2 protein-coding genes are annotated in these 3247 nt (G+C 64.2%); both read right to left on the bottom strand.

The window, feature by feature from the left end:
- Window positions 1-213: 213 nt before the first annotated feature.
- Window positions 214-2034: a DNA helicase RecQ gene (recQ, locus tag GEV05_29655; protein MPZ47451.1), complete on the bottom strand. Its 1821-nt coding sequence runs from the start codon at window positions 2032-2034 to the stop codon at window positions 214-216.
- A 30-nt stretch (window positions 2035-2064) separates the two neighbouring features.
- A partial coding sequence (locus GEV05_29650; protein ID MPZ47450.1) for a DUF3387 domain-containing protein occupies window positions 2065-3247 on the bottom strand: 1183 nt, incomplete at its 5' end.

Here is a 3247-nt window from a genome sequence, read left to right as displayed (position 1 = left end):
GGGGTCAGGTCTTGATTGTTGCATATCGCCAATGCACGGGGTCACACCACGAGTTCAGCGCCTGGTCATGAGATGCAACAAAGCACGGGGTCACATCACGAAGTCAGCGCTTGATCAGGCCTTGACTTTGCCTCATGAGATGCAACAAGCAAGACCTGACCCCTTGGCGACCGCGCAAGCGCGATCCGCAGGACTCGGCGTGCCTTGGCAAGCTCAGTCCCGGCTAGCACGCTCGGCCTGAACGATGTCGATCAGCGCAGCACCGTAGCGCTCCAGGCGCTTCTGACCGATTCCGGAAATCTCGCCCAACGCATCGATGTCGCGCGGCACGCGCCGGGCGATCTCGGCCAAGGTCGCGTCGTGCAGGATCACATACGCCGGCACCGCTTGTCGGCGTGCTTCCTCGCGGCGCCATTCCTTGAGCCGGGCGAGCAGATTTGCATCGGGCGCAAGCTCCGAAGCTGCGCTTGCAAACCGACCCCGCGATGCCTTGACCGGCCTGGCTTCGATATTGCGACGCATCTCCACCCGGTGCTCGCCGCGCAGTATCGGCCGCGCTGCCGCAGTCAATCTCAGCGCGCCGTATCCCGCGTGATCGACCTCGGCATAGCCGAGGGCGACCAATTGCCGGAACACGCTGCGCCACTGGGCATCGTCGACCTCCGCGCCGATCCCGAATACGCCGAGCCGATGATGATCCCAGCGCAACACTCGCTCGTTGGTCCTGCCTCGCAGGACATCGACCAGGTGCACCGCACCGAAGCGCTGCCCGGTCCGATAGATCGCCGATAACGCTTTCTGTGCCGCTTCGGTCGCATCCCAGGTCTGGGGCGGAACCAGGCATGTGTCGCAATTTCCGCACGGGCCGCTCTCCTCGCCAAAGTACGCGAGCAGGCGAACGCGACGGCATTGCGCGGTCTCGCACAGCGCAAGCAGCGCATCGAGCTTGGCGGTCGAGATGCGCTTGTGCGCTTCGCCTGCTTCGGACGCATCGATCAGGCGGCGCTGCTGCACCACGTCGCCCAGCCCGTAGGACATCCAGGCATCGGCGGGGAGCCCGTCGCGGCCGGCGCGGCCCGTTTCCTGGTAGTAGCCTTCGATGCTCTTCGGCAGATCGATGTGCGCGACGAAGCGCACGTCCGGCTTGTCGATGCCCATGCCAAACGCGATCGTGGCGACCATGACGATGCCCTCGTCGCGCTGGAAGCGCATCTGGTGCTCGTTGCGGCTCGCGGTGTCCATGCCGGCGTGGTAGGCAAGCGCCGCAATCCCCTGGCCGCGCAGCCAGTGAGCCGTCTCCTCGACCCGCCGTCGCGACAGACAGTAGACGATGCCCGCCTCGTCCGGATGCTGCGCGCGAACAAAGCGAAGCAACTGCGCGCGCGCGTCGGCCTTGTCGACGATGGTGTAACGGATGTTGGGCCGATCGAAGCTGGAGACGAATACCTGCGCGTCGGCCAACGCGAGGCGCTGGATGATCTCGGCGCGCGTTTGCGGATCGGCCGTTGCCGTGAGGGCGATTCTCGGCACTGCCGGAAAGCGTTCGTGCAGCACCGAGAGCTGGAGGTATTCGGGGCGGAAATCGTGGCCCCATTGCGAGACGCAATGCGCCTCGTCGATGGCGAACAGCGCCACCCGCGCGCGGCCGATGAGATCCAAGCAGCGTGGCGTCGTGAGCCGTTCCGGTGCGACGTAGAGCAGATCGAGCCCGCCACGCACGAACGCCTGCTCGACCGCTTTGGCCTGGTCGATGTCGAGGGTCGAATTGAGGAAGGCCGCGCGCACGCCGAGCTGGGTGAGCGCTGCCACCTGATCCTGCATCAACGCGATGAGCGGCGAGACCACGACCGCCGTGCCTTCGCGCAGCAGCGCCGGCACCTGGTAGCACAGCGATTTGCCGCCGCCGGTGGGCATGAGAACGAGCGCGTCGCCGCCGGCGCTCACGCGCTCGATGATCTCGCGCTGCGAGCCGCGAAATTCGGTGTGGCCGAAGGTCGTGCGGAGGACCTCGAGGGCGGGGGCTTTAGCGGGCATTCACCCGCCACGTCGCATTTTTTCTCACCTCTACGCGGCCCATCGCTTCCCGCGGCTCGCATGGTCCACGACCAGCTCGAAGACGTTATCGCATTTTTGCTTGAACAGCGCACGCTCGTAGCTATCCGGCAAATCGCGGTCCAGCACGCGCTCGATCTCCGAACGGACCTGTCGCTGGGTCTGATTGTCCTTGTACCAATCCTGCACCAACAGTTTGGGGTGCTCTTCCACCAGGCGCTTCAGAAGCTGCCTGGCCGCGAGCTTCACTCGCTGTGTCTCTTCCTGCGTCATGCTGTCCTTCTTGAGGAGGTCGAAGAGCTCCAGCTCGTCCTCGGTCAGCCCTTCTCGGATGTGCCGCTCGGCTTCGTCCTGCAGCGCCTGCGTGAACTTGACCAGCTCGTCGAAATAGTTTTCGGTGGAGGCAGCCCCCGAGTTATAGGCATCGATCACCGCTTGCAGGCGCTGCGCAAAATCGCTCCGGGTGACATTCTGTGCCAGCATCTGCGCCAGTTTGTGATCCAGGCACGCCCGCAGGTCCGCAATCTCGATGTGCTTGTGGGGCGTGTGCTTGAACTCCTCCCTCAACTTGTCGACATCGACCTTGCTCAGATCCCAGGTACGCCCCTTCTGCACGATCCGGTACTCGGCGGTGAACTGCCGGGCCGTGTGCGCCTGAGTATCATCGACGACCACGCTCTCGTCCAGCAACTCGGCGATGCGTTGCGCCACCTGCTCGATGTCGGCCTGATCGACGATGGCGTCCATGACGCCGCGCAGGTATTCGAACGCGGACACGATACGGCCCTTGCCTCGTCCCACCACTTCCGGCTTGCACGCCTCGTAGAGCGACGAGATCGCGTTTTCGTAGACGTTGAATGCCTTGCGCGTTTCATCGCTGGCGAGGAGCGAATTCGCATAGTCGTTGAAGCGGCCGAGCTTGGCGAATATGTCGTCTCGGTCCAGCGCCTCACGCAACGGCACACCCTGCTCGCGCAGGTAGGCAAGCCCGTGTTCGATCGAGTCGTCGAGCAACGCGAACAGCGCCGACTTGTTCCGGACCGGGGGCTCCTCGTCGTCAGCGGGTCCGCTGGCATAGTCGCGCAGCGCGCGCTTCATGTTGCGGAACACGTTGTAGTAGTCGACGATCTCGCCGTTCGCTTTAGTCACGCCGCCGATCTGATACGACGTTACGCGATTGGCGCGCGCGATGGTC

Source organism: Betaproteobacteria bacterium, from assembly GCA_009377585.1.
In the GTDB taxonomy this organism is placed as follows: Bacteria; Pseudomonadota; Gammaproteobacteria; order Burkholderiales; family WYBJ01; genus WYBJ01.
This window is presented reverse-complemented; position numbering and strand designations above follow the sequence as displayed.